Below are 17789 nucleotides of genomic sequence, written 5' to 3' on the forward strand. Positions count from 1 at the left end.
AAACGCCGTCAACGCGCCCTCGGCCGGCTGACACCCATCGAGTTTGAGACAATAAAAAACGCGGCCTCAGCCGCGTAAGAAATTATCAACCCCAGCTGTCAACTAAACCTTCAGCAGTCCCTCTCTTGCGCCTTCGAGCGGAAGATTCTCGGGAAAAACACTATATCGTCGCTTCCTCCAAGTGTGACTGGAACGAAGAGACGAGAGAGTCCAATACGTCTGGCTCTACATCTTGGTGAACAGGAAAATTAATAATGTGCTGAGATAAGTCCATCATCGAGCCAAAATCACTTCGAACATGATCAATCAATGTGTGGTAAAGACTGACCATGCCGAACCCCTCTTCATTCATTTGTTTGTAGATTTGGTCGCGAGCATTGCTGAGTACGCGGACTGGAAGCGTCTGCGGAACGTCCGAAGCGTTCAGTTCGGGCCAGAGGAGCTTAAACTGTCGGCCCAATCCTGAGAGGGCCGCGAGTCGCTTAGTTATCTCCTCGAAGTTGGCTCGCCTAGTCGCACTAATCGCATCCCAGTTGTAAGACATTACATCTACGGCGAGTTCACTCTTGGTCGATTTTTGACCGCCAAGGAGTGCCGGGCTCGAATATGTTACGAGTCCACCCTCTGTAAATGGAAACATCTTGTGCAGGGAATACAGCCGGACTTGGCCGTAGGACCCCGCCTGGCTCCCCCGAGCGGAGCTAAAGAATCCGTGCGCTAGGTCCTCGACGAGTAGTACACCGAAGCGCTGTGCAAGTTCGCTGATGCTCGAGAGCGCAGGGTCGGTCCGCCCAAAATAGTGGATAACGACGAGCGCCCGATATCCGCCTGAAGCCAGCCTTCGCTCCAGGTCGTCCAAATCGACAGAAAGGTCCGGGTTGAGGTCATAAAACCCAAATTGTTTTCCCATCTGGGCGACCGGGTCAAAGACGCCGCTTCCCTCATTGGGCGACCATCCAATGAAGGCCGGCAGTAAGACTGCGTCCTGGGGATCCGGAAGGACGTTCGCCAGGAAGTCATGCATGCCCTCCCTTGCAGACCGGTAGAACAACGCCGGCTCGAAAAAATTAGAGGGGTCAACTGCAGTCTTCGCTATACGACGTGACATCTGATTCCTTTATCGTGGAGGGCGGCCCGGAAGGCTGAGTTTCATACGGTCTGATCTCTGGATGATCTCATGGTCCGAAAGCACGTTCCCCACGCCGGTGGCCGGCAGTATTGCCAAGACAGTGTCGGCGTCAGGAAAGAGCCCTCTCAGCCCACCTAGCAGCTCATCGTTATCAAAGGTCTCGACGGAAAAGCACCGCACAACCTTCTGGCCTATCAGCCCAACCTTGGTAGACGCTGTCCCATTTATTACTTCCAGTTCACAAAACCCGTAGGCCGTAAGACTAGCTACAGCTGCGTGTAGCGATACGATTCGAGCGGTCCCGACAGCACGAGGCATGGGCCGCGTAACCCATTTAACCCTATTGATAGGGCGGAAGCCGAGTTTTTGATAAAAAGACAGAGCGGGAGCATTGTCCTGAAATACATCCAGTTGCAACTCCAGCAATTGTGGACGTTCATGAATGAACGAACGAACGAGGGCGGAGGCAACCCCTCGCCCACGCGCAGACTCAGCAACACAGATATAGGACAAAAATCCGACATCATCTTTGCCGACTCGGAACTCCGCGTAGCCCACAACGCCATAAGGATTGAATTGGTCAGTGGCTACCAGCAGACGCCGCTCTGGGTCCGCCTCTGGATATTTTGTATGCACAGATAGGAACGCTCCTACGCCGTGCTGCGTGTACGTCATGTACGGTCGTAGCGCTGTATCGAATGAGAGGAGGATCAGTCGGGAAACCAATGGGACATCAGCTTCGATCATGTCTCGGACAATTACGGACATCAGAGGGCCCCCCTTGCATGTCGCTCGTCGTCCAGGTTCTGCATTAGGGATTCAGGGTCAACGACGACGCCGTTACGGCGGAAAACCTTTGCGGCTGTCAGTAAGAGAATCTTGGCATCGAGACGCAACGAGCATGACTTGACATAGTAGACATCGCGCGCAAGTCGGTCATCCCAAGATGCAGTATTTCGGCCATTGATTTGAGCCCACCCAGTGATACCCGGTCGGACTACCGACCGTAGGCCTTCTTCCTCTGTGAAATATTTCGAGTACCGGGGCAGAAGGGGGCGCGGGCCCACAAGTGACATGTCCCCCTTAAGCACGTTCCATAGTTCAGGCAGTTCATCAATGCTCGTCGATCTAAGTAACGATCCAAACCTCGTCAGCCGCTGAGCATCCGGTAAGAGCTCCCCATCAAGGTCTCTCTCGTCGGTCATCGTCCTGAACTTGTACATCTCGAACAATTCTCCGTCTCGGCCGGGACGCATCTGTCGAAAGACCACAGGTGACCCCAGTTTCTTGCGGATCAAGATACCCACGACGCTCATAGGAGCAGCCAGGGCGGCCAACGCTAGCGCAGAGATGACTACGTCGGCTGCCCGTTTCGGGCCGAATACCCTCGGCTTGGAGAGACTGGCGATAAACAATGCCCTACCGAACCGTCTAGCACCCACGTTGAGCGCCAGCTTTTCCGAGTAGTATTTCGCCGCCGCTGCTCCCATCGCCTGGCGCTGAGTAGGGCTATAGGACTGGAGTTTGATAACTGCATTAGCCAGTTGGGCCGGATTCTCGGGTTCAAATGCCAGTCCAGCCCCTGCCTCCGCGACTAACGTCGCAGCGTCACCTTTAACGCCCATCAGGATGGGCCGCCCAGCCATCAAATACGCCTGTGTCTTTGAGGGAATTGTAATCTCAAAAAGAGGATCATCCCGAAGATGCACGAGTAGTGCATCTGAGCGCGCTAAAAACTCACCTATTTCACTTATGGGCTGACGAGGGACAAAGAAGACGTTCCCTAACCCCCGTGCCTTGGCTTCTTTAGCCAGACCTGATGCCTCCACCCCCTCGCCCACGAGCAGAAACCGAATATTCTCTCTGTCCTTCAGCAGCTCAGCGGCATTCAACACAGTTTCGAGAGCTTGGGCCTTGCCGAGATTTCCCGCGAATGTGACGACGAATTTGCCTTTAAGCCCCAGAGGCCACTGCGAACTGGGCGAGTTAACGTTCGACGTCACTCGGATCTGGGCTTCATCGGCCCAGTTAGCGATAACGTCCATGCGGCCAGCGGGTATCCCTCTGCGCTCGAGCGCGGTTCGAAAACCAGGGGAAAGAACTGCTATCCGCGAAGCCATGCGGTAGACGCCCGACATGCCCTTGCCAACCAGCGCAAGGGCGGCTGAACTTTTGACCATGCCCGTGGCCGCAAGCGTGTCGGGCCACAGGTCCTGCACGTCATAGAGATAGGGGACGCCGCGTAGCAGTTTGAGTACCAACGCGGGCAACGCAACTGTAGCTGGCGGATGATAGACGTACGCCACGTCCGGCCGCTCTACTAGCAGGGCGCCAATGCTCGCTGATAGTGCGAACGAGAGGTAGTTCAGGACACGCTTGGCAGCGGATCCATCATGGCTGGGATAAAGGGCGACCCTCAGTATTGAGATGTCATCCATAGTTTCGCGCTGAAAAGCCCTGACACGGTAGCCAGGATAGACCTTTCCTCCGGGATAATTCGGGAAACCGGTTAGCACGCTCACGCGATGACCTTGGCGCTGCAGCTCCTTTGCGAAAAGCATCCCTTTGAAGGTGGGTTCTGGATCAAACCACTGACTTACGATCAATATGTGCACGACTGAATCCTATCGAGGTCGGGCAACCCTTTGCCGGGTTCAGTGCAATCCTCGCCACGCAGGTTCTCGGGTTCAACGAAAAGCTTCACGCTCTGTAGGCAGGAAAGTAGCCCTTGAGAACGTCGCTCGAGTTTTCTGAGGACTTCTCCCGAACCAACGCATCGTACACGGGTTGATTCAGGACTCTGCGCCCTATGCGGAACGGCACACAGCCATCCGGGGCAAAAGCTCGTTTATATTTGAATATTCCATCCCCAGGGGCGTATCCCCCGCCCAGCACAAAATTCTTCTTGCCCTGCTTCGCGGCCCACAGCATGGCCTCATATTTGAGTAGATCGTTCGGCCTTTTGTCGAAGGCGTCCTCTGAGGTTCCACCCAGAAAAGAATACACGCTTTGCTCTGAGACAAGTATCAATTCCGTCGAGATAATCTTTCCCTCGTGTCGAGCGTGGAAGTAAATGAACTGACCGACTAGTGACCGGTGGATCTCGTGAAAGAACCTTTCCTCAAAATAGTACCTGGAGGACGCGGAACGGCGATCCATGGTTTCTAGGTAAATTCGGTAAAAGCCCTCAAAGTCGCTGCCGTCATAATCAATATCAACGGTCACACCTGAACGTTGCGCTTTCTTTACGTTTTTACGGACTTTATGGTCAAAATCCATCCACATCTCTTCGGCGCACATGTCGAGTGCGCGCACAACATTCTGCTGCCCCTCTTCAACCTCGCCAGGAAACCTCAGAAGCGATTCCGGAAAAAGAGTGAAGCGTACGAACTCTGAAACTACATTTGACTGTGCACACCATTCGTCAAAGTTAGTCCAAAACTCCTCTTCCAGGGCGGGCTTATCTGTACCCTCGATGACGACAGCGCCGCCATAGCCATAGGGGCTCGAGAGATCACGTATGTTGGGGCATATGTCCGTATCGACCATCCGCAGGAAGAAGGGGTAAATCACCGTGCCACTGGCGGACGTGAGAAGCGCGCAGGCGGCCTTCTCACGTTCCGACTCAAACAAGCGAAGGTAATTAGGATGCGCAAAAACCTCTCTGGCCGGCCATCTCCCCCATATTTCACTCCATTGCTCGACGTCTTGAGGGCTGTCTGTCATTAGAACGGAAAACTGAGTCACGACACCCTTACTTTCAATAGAGGCTAGTACACCCGCTTCTGTTGCGCCTTATTCCCTTCTCACTAATCTGGCGGATACTCGTTTTTAGATCACATAGGAATTGTTCCGTACGTCGCTAATGACGGAAGTTGTCAGAACGTCGCGAACAATCGGCGCTTCCAATCACGCTATCACGCGGAGCGACTCCCACTATTTGGTGTGCACCCAGACGCCCAGCCCAAGTCATGCCAGGCTAGAGCTGTGAGGATTATTGCCGGCAACACCCCGGTCGCGGTCGCCGCCGGGTAAGGGCAGTCAACCGGAGTATGTGCCGGGTAGAATCAGCGTCGTGACTATGGGGACCAAGAGCATATTCGTGAGCAGTGACAAGCCATCTGTGAATGAGTTCCTTCTTGAACCGCGGCCAGCTGCGTTGAGGTTAGGGCTGCCGACGTTCATAATGGCGACGGTCGCCGCGCTGTCGGTTTATGACCCGGGGATCGCTGTGACCTATGGGCCGTACGTTTCCCTCGTAGCCGTCGCTCTGAGCCGGCCGGGGCGTTTCCGTTTCGACGCTCCATTCATGCTGGGCACACTGCTGGTGGCGTTCGCTGCGGCGTCTTCTATGTGGTCAAAGTTCCCCGACGCTTCACTAGGCGCTGCAAGGAACTATGCTGTTGTGCTGGTCATGTTCGTCGCCGCCCGCCACGTGATCCAAACCCTCCAGCAACTCCGAACCGTGGCCGTTGGCTACCTTGCCGGGTGCGCTGTGCTCGTGTATAGGGTGTGGCACGAGAACGCGAAGCAGGTAACGGCACTTGAGGGCGGACGCCTGGACTTGGCTGGCCTGAATGTCAACTATGCCGGGTACGCGTTCGTTGCCGGCTTCGCCATGATCGCTTTGTTGTGGGGCAGCAAGCGCCGGACTCAGGGGACGCGACTCTGGCTCGCTACTGCCGGGGCTTCGATTGTGCTGGGTATTATCCTATCCGATACTCGCGGCGCACTTATCGGGCTTGGCTTGATGATGGCGTGGCTACTCATGTGCTTGGCTGCCAAGACACCCCCCATGCGTCTACTTGTTGGAGCAGTCATTGTTGCCGCCGCGGCCATCACGACGGGTGCGGTGGATCAGGCGTCATTAGCGTTTGAGAACGTGTTTGGGCGAGCTACGGGCGACTGGTCCGGCCGCCTTATCATTTGGCCCATCGCCCGCGACTTTTGGGCCTCGGAAGATAACTTTTGGTTCGGATCTGGCGCGGGGGCGTTCCAGCTCAGTAACTACTACCAGATCGGCGCGCACAACTTCATCCTGGAGCTCGGGACCGGGATGGGGATCGTCGGTGTTCTGGTTTACGTTGCGGTCTTGTGGACTTCTCTCGGCAAGCGGGCTACAGGGGCGGACCCCCGCGGAAAAATACTTGTTGGATGCTTCATTGCCGCTTCGGCCCTAAGCTACCTGACTGGGTTTTGGGACCACTCCCCTGCTGCGTGGATCGGGGTTGCGGTCTTCTCCCGGATTGGGCTTCTCGACAAAGATCCCGCAGCGCATTGGAGCGCGGTGAAGCCGGGTTCAGAGAAGCCCAAGCTGTCTAATTCGGAACGTAAGTGGCTAACCGGTGTTCAAGGTAACCCTAGGCTGTTGGGGCGTTGAACGCGACGTAAGTCAGGATCAGCTGCACTTTGCCGCCGGTAAAGTTTGCGGTTCGTGGGGTGACGATGATATTCGTACTGGTCAGGTAGCAGGTCGGGTCTCTTGCCACGGCTCGAGTTCTTGGCCCGAACGTCGTGCCGACAGCCGTTCCGTCACCGTTGCATAACCCGGTTAAGGTGGCCCGTCACGCCTACTTGGACGCCAGATGCCCCCTGATCGCCGTCTACACCCTGCCTTATGCACCCACAAGCAGGGACCAGCCATGGGATCGCTGCCGCCCAGGTAACTGGGAAATCGTGGTCCAAGGACGCTATTGACAAGCGCTCGCCTGGTAGTATCCCTGAGACGTGGCACCCGCTTTCGCACTCGCGCTTAGGTTGGCGCTCCCGACCCACCGAAGGGCTGCCCGCGGGTGGTTCCGATCGTACGATCACACTGTTTCAATCACTATGGACGACTTTGCCTAAGGGGCAGATAAATCCCGGAATTGTTAATCGCCTCCGCTGTGCTCATAGATTTCATTGCCGCTAGATGGCCCCGCGTCGTTTCCCGGCGAGAAGGCAGTCCACGCACAAATTCAAATCCAGCCCTAAGACGACCAAGATCAGCGTATGGGTTCGCAAAATATTCAGAAATCACTGCCGCCGCGGAAACGGGATCTCTAGGATCGAAGTAATACGGGGCATTTCCCGAGATTTCGGTTATGAAGTTGAGATCGGAGGCGAACACGGGAAGTCCTAGAGCCATTCCCTCAAGAGGAGTAACAGAGGAGGTTTCGTTCAGACTGGGGAAGAACACTCCGTCGCTCTTGCAATATTGGTCGTAACACTCTGCGCGCGAGAGCGCGCCAACCGGAACGATACCGGGCGCATCGTGAAGCCCAAGTGATGTCAATTCATCGGATCGAAGAGTACAGACAACCTCAAGCTCCACATTGTAGGCCGAGCGGAGTACCTCCACAACGCGAGGAATTATTTGGTGATTCTTGTGTGGATAGCCTCGTGCCGGATAGAACAATCGGATAATTCTGCGACCGCTCTCGAGGGCAGGAGTACGCTCAATCCTAGGCATGACATCTTGAGCACGAAAAATATCGGCAGGAGAATTCGGGAAGACCCACACAGGCTTACCTGGGACACGAGCGGACAATTCTTCCGCCATATTCGAGGTCTGGGTCAGAAAAGCGTCGTATCGTGGCAGCAACGCACGCTTCAGGGCATTCCTAGCAGAAGCCTTGATGCGCCGGGCTGCAGGTTGATGCTGGGGCACAGGCGTCAGAATCGAGCGATCTGCAAACCCTAATATCTCCCGTTTCGCCATCCGCCCGACGTAGTCGGGTCCCCGGAGAACCAGCCGAACGTCCGCCCAAGCATTCCTTCTTCGCTGCAGGGTGCGCAAATCTGCCGCGTCAGTACGCTGAACGATGCTTACTCCGAGATCGCGCAGGTCATCCAGTCGGCTCATTTCACTGGCGATCTCATCGGAAATATAGACGTACCATTCGCGTGCCCAACACATGTGCGTTGTCTCGTAGAAGTCAGGAAGAGTATCTAGGAGGTTAGCGGCGCCGCCTATAGCACCACCGGTTCTTATATTCGACGCGTAGATGATGGCTTTCATAGCTCCCCCATTACAAACTCGGATACCGTTGCACTCCAAGCCCGTGGTGTGTAACGGACCAAAGCTTGTTTACGGACTGCTTCTCTGTCAATTTCGACAGGCAGGCGAAGGAGCGCGCTAACCAAAGCTTGCTTTGTAGGTTCACTGACAACAACCGCGTTGATGCCATCCTCGAGATGTTCGGATAGATCGCTGAATAAATTGCCAAGGATGGGAGTGCCGAGGAGAAGGCTTTCCGGCACTTTAGACGGGAATCCCAAGTTCGATCTTCTGTCTGCCGGGTTACGTAGAACAACACTGAAGTCCGCACTATGAACCGCAGACAATGTCTTCTCCCAGCTCAGTCGACCATGAAGCGTGAAGGCGCCAGCTTTCAGCCGTGCGCAGAGGTACGCTTCAGTTTGACCGCTATGCGCCCCTACCACGTCCAAGTGGAACCTGTTTCCCTCCGGGTCCACTTCGGCTAGTGCAGCGACGATCAATGAAAGACCGCCGACATCCTTGCCGTGATCTCGAAGGTCAGTGCCAGTGGCAACCAGATGAGTTCGGCGGTCTCTTCGCCTAACGAGGTCGCTAGGACTGATGTCGAAGATCGGAGGAACTACTAAAGGGGGGAGCCCCCGCTTCCCTAACTTACCCGCCATAGTGTTCGATATGGCCAAGTAACGACCCCGTCGCCAAGCCAAGGTACGCATTGTGAGCTCATGTAAAATTGCCAGCGGGCCGAACCTCCCACCAGGAAGATCTGCCAAGTTTAACCACTCGGTGATGTCGAGACTAAAGGGCAGCTTATGGCGACGTGCAAAATGATCTAGACGGAGTAGTGGAATGGGGGCAGCATTATAAAGTATTAGGGAATCAGGGGAGATAGATGAAAGTCTGCTCCTGAGATCCGAGCTTGGACCATTCAGGAGCCGAACCAAGCGAGCGAAGACATGGGAACCTTCTCCTCGCGGGGAGCCACCTTGGACCACGCTGATCTTTGAGCCGTCGAGAATTGCGTCCCATTCGTTCGACATTTCATCCCGGACATGGTCACTGCAAATGATCGTGATCTCGTGGCCGGCCAGGACAAGCGCCCTAGCCAAACCAACGTTCCTAAGCGCCCCCGCATTAACTGTCCGAAATGAGCTAGGGGTGAAGTAGGCAACTTTCATAGCCCCGTCCCGGAAGCCGAACTCGCAGAACATTTACTAACAGCACAGTCGAGGGCCTCAATAAACCGGTTACGCACGAAATTTACGTCGTATTGTTCGGGCAGGGTAGGCGCCTCGAACGAATAAACCTCGGGTCGGGCCCAGTCACTCAATCCCTGAACAGATTGCCGCAGCGAACTTCCCTCCGAGGAATGAGCCACGCGAACGCGAACGCCATGAGTCCGGAACTCTTCGACGCTTGCTTGTCCGGTGGGACCAACAATCAATAGTGGTCGGTTGGCGGCGAGATACTGCGGCACCTTCGTAGACACCGACAACCGCGTGAAATCAGAGATATTAGAATCTTCTGACTCGACGAACAATAAAGCGTCAGCCTCGGTAAGTCTTCTCGGAACGTCGTCGACGTCGATCTCCCCGCCCCACTTCAAGTTTCTCGGCAGGTCTCTATCCAGATAACGTGCCGCGTCAGTCGCCGATGTATGTGCGACCAAGGTCCAATCGCTCAGAGAAGATTCGCGCATCACCTTTGCTATCTGAATCAGGACATCCGCCCTACCAAGATGTAAGCCGCCCACGTAGACCAGTTTCTTAGACTCCGACGTTCCTACCTCACGAGGCCACCCCACCTGTGAGTAGTCAGCGGGGTCGACGCTGTTTCCTATGGCCACACATTCAATCCCCATTCGACTACTAAAATCGGAGGCCATAGCGGAGCCGATAGTCAAGCACAGGGGACTTCTATCAAGCACTCGACGTAAAAGCTGCAATGACCTCGTGTGCGCCAAGCCACAGAGCTCGCGATTGGGATAAAGCGACAGCATCCAGTTGTCCATGAAGTGCGGGACTATTGGAACGTCAAATCGTTTGGAGAGCTCGAGCGCCAAACGCATCATTCTGCAACTTCCTAACAGGGAATGAATCACGGTTGGACGGAACTCCGAGACGGCCCGAATGGTATCGATCGGCAATCTCACCGGGCTGAGGTCCGAAGCTGCTTTGGCTTCGCGCCGCAAGCGCCCGCCGACTGGGATCTGGTCACGGCGAACGGCCGCATTCAGTCCATCAGCAGCTACTCCGGGGGCCGGAAGACTGGAGGCACGCAATCGTGCCAAGGTCCAATGGATAGCGCCCGTTACCGGCGCGACCGTTTTAGGTAAGGCAACAATATTCGATTGGTCGTGCTGGCCAGGGTTGTCTACCAGTTGCAGTATCGACTCCGGAGGCAGGCCCGTGTATATGCTGCCTAGAGTCTGCCCAGTTGCATCCCTCGATCCAATCGGCTTGGCACCCAGATAAAGTACACGAACACAACTCATTGGGTCTCCACGATTTGCCGAAGGTGATCTTTTGAAGCACGCAATAGCGTCTGTCTGTAACCAATGAAGGCCGCTGGCCAGACCAGGACGCAGTAGAATATTGCCCCCGCGAAAGGGATCCACATAGTACCGATATGAGTCGCGATGAACCACTTAACGGGGACAACTATTAGGAAGAGAATATAACCAACGGTCTGGGCCATCAGCACGCCTCCCCCATTTTGAACCATGAAGAGTGGCGCCACAACGGCTTGGACGAAAACCATGAGTCCTAGGCCGCAAAGAAGTGTACTGCTCGGTATGACAGCAGAGCCCAGCCACCAACCTATCGCTTGCTTCCCTAGAAGAATCCCTATTACCGCTAGCCCTCCCACCGAAAGGGAGGTGATGATAACCATTCTTTTCGTTATAGCACGCACCCAGGCGGTATCACCATTCTGGAGAGCCGCGGCATTCAGCGGCCAAAGTGGAGTGGTAAGTATTGCCGTAATCACGCCAAACATTGCAAAGATTCTTGCGGGAATCGCAAAATTGGTAACCTCAGATAGAGAGACAGTCTGAGCGATGATCCAATTGTCAGACGAAAGTGTCATTGCCATTAGAACCGTTATGAGCAGAAACCGGCCACCAATCCCAGCCAAGTCTTTCAAATCATTTAAATTGAACTGATTTAGCCGTGGTGAAATGGATCTACCGTCGCGCCCCGCGAAAAAGAGGAGGGTGTTGACGAGGGCAACGCAAACGGGAGAGAAAGAAGCTAGTGCGATAAAGAATCCGCTGCCCGCGTCGATACGTGCCGCTACTAGAACTGCCACTATACCTACAACGCTCGCCGCTCCTTGCCAGATATTCGACCGGCCTACCTGCTGCATTGCATACTGAACCCGGATTATGAGTGAACCGACAATGTTCAGAATAAAGGCACTCAATGTCAGTAGCGTTAGTGATTCCACCTCAGGGTCACCAGCACTGGATGAGCGTCCGACTACCACAGCCCAGTCAACAGACAGCGACGATGCCCAGAGCGAGATCAAGCAAATTACTACCGCAAGCGAAAGCGCTAGATATGCGGTGGATACCAGACGCCGTGCCCTCGAAGTGTCATCCTCTGCCATGGCTTTGGCAAGTCTTGTCATAAGTCCCGCGCCAATCCCGAGATCCGCGAACACCGCGACTGCTGTCAGGGACAATGCTGCGGCCCACGCCCCATACAGGCTTGCCCCCAAATACTGCAGCGAAACGGGCACGGTCACAAAAGGAGAAAGCATTGCAACTCCTCGGCTGACTGCCGAAGTTGCAACGCCTAACCGAAGCTGACTTGTCCGAAAGTGGGCCATGATCGTCCCTCCTCTACATCGCAAAGAGGCACATGGGTTGACGGACCTAGCCAACAGGGCCCCTTCGAAGGGGCCACGCGCAAGAGCTCACATGTACCAGGGACTAAGAGGCCCGGCGAGGTTGCCCTATGTCTAACCAGACGCTCAGGAATCACTCTGATTTGTCCCTAGCTCTTGCTCACAAGGGCTTCTATAAACGTTCATTGCTTCGTCTACTCACGACCCCATGTACCAGTCATACACTTCCTTGAGCGCGTGGACGAAGTCCGGCTGCACAACGTCGGGCAACAATGAACTAAGTAGTTCGGACGAGGCTTGCGAATGCTTCACATCGCCCTGGCGGGGTTCCACGTACTCCACTTTGATTGGCCTATTGTGCAACTCCTGCAGAAGTGCGATCACTCCGTTGAGTGAGGTACGCGTGCCGAATGCGAGGTTCACTGGCGTCCCGCAGGTCACTGTCCGCAGCGCAGCCTTGGTGATGGCGTCAGTAACGGCATGGATTGAGGTAAAGTCCCGCGACTGCTCGCCATCGCCAAAGACGGTCAATGGTTCGTTGTTCTTGAGTGCTAACAGGAACTTTGGAATTACAGCAGCGTACACATGGTCCGCTCGTTGCAGCGGTCCGAAGACGTTGAAAAACCGGAAGGCAATGGTGTTGAGTCCATAACTGGTGGAGTAGGCGTTTGTGTACGCCTCAGTAGCCAATTTCGTTACGGCGTAGGGACTAAGCGGCAGGGTCGCAAGCGATTCGGTCTTGGGTAGTGCAGGGTTGGCTCCATATACCGACGATGAGGAAGCAACACTCACATGCTGGACTCCCGTGACTCGCGCCGCCTCAAGCACATGCAGTGTCCCATCGACGTTCACTGCGTTAGTAGAAAAGGGATCCTTAATTGACCGTGGAACTGACGGAAGGGCGCCAAGATGGACGACGGCGTCGACTCCTTCGGTGGCCCGCAACACGTCGTCGTAGTTTCGAAGGTCTCCCTCTATTTCCTCGACGCGCGCATGCGGAACCTCACGACGACGGCCAGTGACGTAGTCATCCAACGTTCGCACGCGCTCCACTTCGGGCTGCGTCAATAGATGATTCACCAGATTGGTGCCGATGAACCCGCACCCGCCCGTTATCAAGATGTCCATGTTTAGTCTCCTAGATCGAATACGTGACCTGGTACCTGACCGCTTCGAGGGCGCGCTTACAGCGCGTGCACCTTGCTGCCAGCCAACCTGTTCTTGGTGTCCAGTACGAGCGCACCCTCCCTATCTATGACGTCATAAGAGATGTCATCGTGATCGGTAAGGAGGACGATGATGTCTGCTTGGTCAACGGCCCCTGCTGACCACACGGTTTGAGTAATCCCGGCCGGCCACCGGTGGGGCTCAACATGACTGTCTACGGCGGATATCTCAGCACCCATCCCACGCAGGAGCTCCGCCACACGCACGGAAGGCGCCTCGCGAATGTCGCCGGTATTTTTCTTGTAGGCCAGCCCCAGCAGGAGCACAGCCGAACCCTTCACAGCCTTGCCCTTATTGTTGAGCAATTCCACCACTCGCTGCACCACATAGCTGGGCATGTTGTCATTTATGTCATTGGCAAGCTCGACGAACCGAAAGTTCTGACCCAGCTTGCGGCGAACCTGCCAGGACAAGTAGCTCGGGTCCACAGGCAGGCAATGCCCTCCAACACCAGGCCCGGGGGTAAATTTCATGAACCCAAAAGGTTTCGTGCTTGCCGCCTCAATGGACTCCCAGACGTTAACACCAAGCTGATTGGCAAAAATGGCGAGTTCATTAACTAATGCGATGTTCACGTGCCGGAACGTGTTTTCAAGGAGCTTCGTGAGTTCGGCTTCTTTCGGGGAACTAACCGGGACGGTCCGGTTCACCAAGTCATCATAAAAGCGCTGTACATGTTCCAGGGATGCCGCATTGACCCCCGAAACGACTTTGGGCGTCTCCACGAAACCCCAAGATTTGTTTCCAGGATCGATACGCTCCGGGCTGTACCCCACGTAAAAGTCTGTACCTGCCTTGAGTCCAGACCCCTCCTCCAAAATGGGCACCAACAGCTCTTCTGTGGTTCCCGGGTAGGTCGTGGATTCGAGAACGACCACAGCTCCTGGCGTAAGATGGGCGACCAGTGAGCGGGCTGACTCCTCGATGAAGGAAAGGTCAGGAAGGCTCTCTCGGAGCGGCGTGGGTACCGTGATGACGGCAACACGGAAGCCCTGGGTCTCGGCGTAGTCCGTCGTCGCGCTATACCGATGGGAGTCAAGGGCAGAGCCTAGTTGCGCGTTTGAGACGTCATCGACGTATGACTCACGCGCGTTGAGTGAGTCGATGCGGTTTTTGTCCAAATCCACACCGACAACGGTGTAGCCGACTTCGACGGCTCTCATCGCAACTGGAAGGCCTACATAGCCTTGTCCAACGATGACCACTTTCTGATCACTGATCATTTCATTTCTTCCAGTTGTATGAACGAAGTTCTGAGTTCAATTAGCTACTGGCCTTCTGATGCCGGTTCGCTGGCCATGACTATGCACCGTGGAGCGTATGAAACTCACGACGCGTCGAGAAGTATCCGATACCTGGTATTCCGCAGGTAAGGCTGCCGAACCAGCAGATCCGAACTCCTCCAAAGCTATGCGGACGCCATCCGTAATTGAGTCGGCCGAGATGCCCACGGTGATGATGCCACCCGTATCCATCGATTCAGGACGCTCGATGAAATCCCGAAGAGTCACGGCCGGGAAGCCCAGAATGGACGACTCCTCGCTGATAGTTCCACTGTCGGACAATACGAGCTTTGCCCCTTGCTGGAGCGCAATGTAGTCGTGGAATCCGAAGGGGGGGTGAAATGTGAGAGAACCTCTCGATTCTCCCGGCAATTCATCCAGTCGCTTACGAGTGCGCGGATGGGTCGATACCAGCACTGGCAGATCGTATGCCTTGGCTAGTTGATTCAGGGCGTCCAGAACTGATGTGAGTCGCGGGACGCTGTCGACATTCTCTTCACGATGGAGGCTTACGAGGAAATACCCTCCACTGGAGAGGTTCTGACGTTCCAGCACATCACTGACGGCGATTTGCGCCGCGTTCGCATCAAGTACTTCTCGCATCGGCGAACCAGTGAGCATGATCCGCGAAGGATGAATTCCTTCAGCCAGAAGGTTGCGTCGGGCATGCTCAGTGTAGACAAGGTTGTAGTCAGCCACATGATCCACGAGGCGGCGGTTGACTTCCTCGGGAACATTTTCATCGAAACAGCGGTTGCCAGCTTCCATGTGATAAACGGGGATCTTCATTCTGCGAGCCATCAGGGCAGAAATGCAGCTGTTGGTATCACCCAGAACCAGCATGGCGTCGGGTTTTTCATCAGCAAGCACTGATTCCATTTTTGTGAGGATGGTTCCCAAAACCGAACCAAGCGAACTCGTATCTGCTTCCAGAAAGTGATCGGGGCGGCGAAGGCCGAGGTTTTCGAAAAACACCTCATTTAGTTCGTAATCATAATTCTGGCCGGTATGTACCAGCACATGGTCCATGTACTTATCTAGGCGCTTTATGGTTGCTGCCAAACGAATAATCTCTGGTCGGGTGCCAACGACTGTCAGTACCTTCAATTTTTTGGTCATTGCTTACACGGGCTCCGGAATCGTGTCAGGTGCTGTTGGATCGAAAATTTCGTTAGTCCAAAAGGACGTGTAGAGTGTGTCGCTTCCGGTGTTGGTAATTTTGTGGGTCCACATCGTAGGCATGTCTACAGCGACCGGAGACTCTCCAGTTACACGAAACTCGTGGACCTCATCCGTAAACATTTTGCGAAGGGAAATAGTTGCTGTGCCCGCGAGCACGGTGAACCGCTCGATCTTCCGCCGGTGGAAATGATCCCCGCGGCTAATGCCAGGTTCCGTTGTGGAGAACGACGACTGCCCTGTCCCACCATAAGTCCTCAGAATTTCAAAAAAAGACCCACGGGCATCGGCATGGCGTTGCAGGGAAAGCGGGGCTTGCTGCGGAAACGTATAGGAACGGTAAGTATTGAAGAGGTCACGATCGAATTTGCTCTGAATATCGGGGATGTCGCCTCGGCCATATGCTTTGGCAATCGCGGTCAGGCGCTTCAACAAGCCCGATACCGTCTCACGGACGTGAAGAGACTCGGATTCACCAGGACCGACCGCTCCAACGAGAATGTCAGCGGCATCCTGCACATGGAGCAGGCAAAGCTCCTTGTCGTGTTCTACCGTCGGTTCTTCCCCCCGTGACAGGAGATGGCTGAATGTAGCGGTGACGGCGTTGTAAAACGGGCGGCCGTGTTCGCCAAACAAGTTGGGCAGAAGGACGTCCTCAAACTGCACCCCCACCTTCTCGGTTGCTCCCCGCAGGACGTCCGAGGCTTCGCGTTTGGCTTCGCCGTAGACGCTCCCATTACCGGACTGCGTTGAGTTGGCAAACACAACCGTTTGCGGCGGGTTCTCGCTCCTGGTCAATGCCTCTGCAATCTGCTTCGCAAAGAGGAGATTTCCGTCGCGGACTTCTTCATCGGTTCCGCGATTCACACCGGCAATGTGTACCAGCCGCTGAGCGCCGTCTATTGCCGAAGACGCGGTATCAACATGGAAATCAGCTCCCACTGAGAAGGACCGACTTGACCGCAGGCCATAGAGAGCAGCCCTCGTGTGCCAACCTACAAACCCGTTAGCGCCTGTCAGCGCAACTGCACTCATTCGCGAACGAAGTCTTTGTCCGCTGCAAGCCCGGCGGATGTAAGCTCTTGCCGCACTTCTGGGAGCGTAAGCAGGAGGTCTTCAACCTCAGCGACTGTCATCCGTTCGACCGTATGTGAGTCGTAATCGGAGTATCTGGCCTGGATAGGGTCCCCTTGTTCAAAGTAAATGCTGTAGTTCAAGTCCCGTTTATCCGCTTGAATACGAAAGTACTCGCCCATATCCTGAGCGCGTGAAAGTTCCTCACGGGTAGCAAGGGCCTCAGACAATTTCTCGGCGTGCCTGGTGCCGATGACATTGATGTTGGAGCGCGACCGGAAGAGGTTAACAGTTGCCTGTGCCAGGTCTCCGACTGTGCATGCTCGCGCTTTTCGAATGAAGAGGTCTCCTTGATGAGCATTGTGGAAGGCGAATTCCACCAAGTCCACCGAATCGGCGAGGGACATCATGAACCGGGTCATGTCGGGGTTTGTAACTGTGAGGTCCTTGCCTGCCTTGATTTGATTGATGAAGAGCGGTATGACGGATCCTCGTGAGTACATGACGTTGCCGTAACGCACACAGGAGACGGTGGTTTCAGCATTTGGGTTGTTCAGGCCATGTGACTGAGCAACCTTCTCCATCATCGCTTTGCTCATGCCCATAGCATTCACGGGGTAAACCGCTTTGTCAGTACTAAGGCAAACGACCGACTTCACGCCCGCCTGGTCCGAGGCGCGAACGACGTTCTCACTGCCAACGATGTTCGTCTTCATCGCTTCTACCGGAAAAAACTCGCAGGAGGGCACTTGTTTAAGGGCTGCCGCATGGAAAACGAAGTCAACGTCCCGAACTGCTCGCTCGACGCTCTGATAGTCACGGATGTCACCTACGTAGAAGCGCAGGCGGGCGTCACCCATCTCATGACGCATTAGATCCTGCTTGGCTTCGTCGCGGCTAAGAATGCGGATCTCCTCGACGCCCCTCGACAGCAGCTTTTTGGTCACGATGTGACCGAAGGACCCTGTACCGCCTGTTACGAGGATGCGCTTCCCCTCGTAACCGCTCGCCGTATCTATCATCAGATGTTCCCTTTCCCAATAAATACCGCACAGCTAGATGGAGTAAC

At 55.0% G+C, this 17789-nt stretch carries 13 protein-coding genes; 1 reads left to right on the forward strand and 12 read right to left on the reverse strand.

Going from position 1 to position 17789, the window contains the following annotated elements; all coding sequences use genetic code 11:
• Positions 1–160: 160 nt before the first annotated feature.
• The 4 genes from ACETK3_RS02095 to ACETK3_RS02110 all read right to left on the reverse strand — a co-directional run bounded on the left by ACETK3_RS02095 (position 161) and on the right by ACETK3_RS02110 (position 4876).
• A complete protein-coding gene (locus ACETK3_RS02095) occupies positions 161–1024 on the reverse strand; it encodes a DegT/DnrJ/EryC1/StrS family aminotransferase (RefSeq protein ID WP_373992423.1) in 864 nt (287 codons plus the stop codon).
• A 93-nt stretch (positions 1025–1117) separates the two neighbouring features.
• Positions 1118–1897: an N-acetyltransferase family protein gene (locus ACETK3_RS02100; protein ID WP_373992424.1), complete on the reverse strand. Its 780-nt coding sequence runs from the start codon at positions 1895–1897 to the stop codon at positions 1118–1120.
• A complete protein-coding gene (locus ACETK3_RS02105) occupies positions 1897–3744 on the reverse strand; it encodes a sugar transferase (RefSeq protein WP_373992425.1) in 1848 nt (615 codons plus the stop codon). The genes ACETK3_RS02100 and ACETK3_RS02105 overlap by 1 nt, the downstream gene beginning before the upstream one ends.
• 85 nt (positions 3745–3829) lie before the next feature.
• Positions 3830–4876: a GNAT family N-acetyltransferase gene (locus tag ACETK3_RS02110; RefSeq protein WP_373992426.1), complete on the reverse strand. Its 1047-nt coding sequence runs from the start codon at positions 4874–4876 to the stop codon at positions 3830–3832.
• Positions 4877–5210: 334 nt separating this feature from the next.
• Here ACETK3_RS02110 and ACETK3_RS02115 point away from each other — a divergent pair, with 334 nt between their 5' ends.
• Positions 5211–6509 (forward strand): O-antigen ligase family protein, encoded by a 1299-nt coding sequence (locus tag ACETK3_RS02115; protein WP_373992538.1) that lies wholly within the window; start codon positions 5211–5213, stop codon positions 6507–6509.
• A gap of 447 nt (positions 6510–6956) precedes the next feature.
• On the opposite strand, the gene ACETK3_RS02120 is transcribed toward ACETK3_RS02115, so the two are convergent.
• The 8 genes from ACETK3_RS02120 to ACETK3_RS02155 all read right to left on the reverse strand — a co-directional run bounded on the left by ACETK3_RS02120 (position 6957) and on the right by ACETK3_RS02155 (position 17742).
• The gene (locus ACETK3_RS02120) at positions 6957–8129 is read right to left on the reverse strand and encodes a glycosyltransferase (RefSeq protein ID WP_373992427.1); all 1173 of its coding nucleotides are present in this window, start codon (positions 8127–8129) and stop codon (positions 6957–6959) included.
• Complete coding sequence (locus ACETK3_RS02125; RefSeq protein ID WP_373992428.1) at positions 8126–9319, reverse strand: glycosyltransferase; 1194 nt, start codon at positions 9317–9319, stop codon at positions 8126–8128. Before ACETK3_RS02125 ends, ACETK3_RS02120 begins: the two co-directional genes overlap by 4 nt.
• Before the next feature lie 1279 nt (positions 9320–10598).
• Positions 10599–11870: a hypothetical protein gene (locus ACETK3_RS02130; protein ID WP_373992429.1), complete on the reverse strand. Its 1272-nt coding sequence runs from the start codon at positions 11868–11870 to the stop codon at positions 10599–10601.
• Positions 11871–12155: 285 nt separating this feature from the next.
• Positions 12156–13085, reverse strand: coding sequence for an NAD-dependent epimerase/dehydratase family protein (locus ACETK3_RS02135; protein ID WP_373992430.1), 930 nt, complete (start codon positions 13083–13085; stop codon positions 12156–12158).
• 56 nt (positions 13086–13141) lie between these two features.
• On the reverse strand, positions 13142–14407 hold the full coding sequence (locus ACETK3_RS02140; RefSeq protein WP_373992431.1) for a nucleotide sugar dehydrogenase: 1266 nt from the start codon (positions 14405–14407) through the stop codon (positions 13142–13144).
• A gap of 36 nt (positions 14408–14443) precedes the next feature.
• Positions 14444–15586 carry a non-hydrolyzing UDP-N-acetylglucosamine 2-epimerase gene (gene wecB / locus ACETK3_RS02145; protein ID WP_373992432.1) on the reverse strand — a complete coding sequence of 381 codons (1143 nt, stop codon included), beginning with the start codon at positions 15584–15586 and terminating at the stop codon, positions 14444–14446.
• Positions 15587–15589: 3 nt separating this feature from the next.
• Positions 15590–16588: a capsular biosynthesis protein gene (locus tag ACETK3_RS02150; protein WP_373992433.1), complete on the reverse strand. Its 999-nt coding sequence runs from the start codon at positions 16586–16588 to the stop codon at positions 15590–15592.
• Positions 16589–16677: 89 nt separating this feature from the next.
• Positions 16678–17742: a polysaccharide biosynthesis protein gene (locus ACETK3_RS02155; protein WP_373992434.1), complete on the reverse strand. Its 1065-nt coding sequence runs from the start codon at positions 17740–17742 to the stop codon at positions 16678–16680.
• Positions 17743–17789 lie beyond the last annotated feature (47 nt).

Source organism: Arthrobacter sp. E44, assembly GCF_041877125.1.
Classification (GTDB): domain Bacteria; phylum Actinomycetota; class Actinomycetes; order Actinomycetales; family Micrococcaceae; genus Arthrobacter.